This window comes from Psychromonas antarctica (assembly GCF_022267535.1).
GTDB classification, from domain to species: domain Bacteria; phylum Pseudomonadota; class Gammaproteobacteria; order Enterobacterales; family Psychromonadaceae; genus Psychromonas; species Psychromonas antarctica.
The window spans coordinates 1-639 of sequence record NZ_JAHNZV010000286.1 but is presented as its reverse complement, the minus strand read 5'-3'; the positions used below and the strand labels follow the sequence as shown (position 1 = coordinate 639).

Here is a 639-nt window from a genome sequence, read left to right as displayed (position 1 = left end):
TAATCCAGGCGTTGGGAGGCCGTTAGCTTTTGCTCAACTACCGTGTGTTCATTCGTCCAGATTTGTCCATAGCGTTCGAGGATATAGTCAACCTCATCTGGAAAGTGATTGATGACATCGACAAATTGCCGTCTGGCGTGACTGTTACACAGTGAGGTCACTGACTCCCTCACCGTGGGTTGATTACTCGGCAATGCATCACTCATGATAATGGGTTTCGCACGGCATTGACCGCGTTTGTGCAAAATGCTATCGATGAACTCTCCCGCATGACCAATGTTGGTTTCAAACAGAACAATATGTCGGTTGTCAGCGAGGGTTGCGATAACCCCTGAGGTATAAACGCCTGTGCGCAGTTGGGTTTTATCACTGTTACGGACTTTTTTCTCAATCGATGTTTGGTCAAGAATGCGGTGGGTAGTGTCGTCTAAATAATAATGTGCGGCATCGGCTGCTAAAGTAAACAGGGTTTGATACACAGGATAAATCGCGTCACACACCAGCTCAACTTGATCAAACACGGTCGAGGCGGTCATTTTAACGCCCAGTAATTTTTGAATGCTGCCCTGACGATAAAAAGGCAACCCAGCAAAGTATTTGTAAATCGCCATTAATGCGCGTGCTGAGTAGCCATATTTT

Annotated in this window: 1 protein-coding gene; it reads right to left on the bottom strand. The window is 46.3% G+C overall.

Annotated elements, in window-relative coordinates; translation table 11 throughout:
• Positions 1 to 639, bottom strand: a 639-nt coding sequence (locus tag KSO91_RS17500) for an IS66 family transposase (protein WP_238744290.1), incomplete at both ends; no start/stop codon positions are given.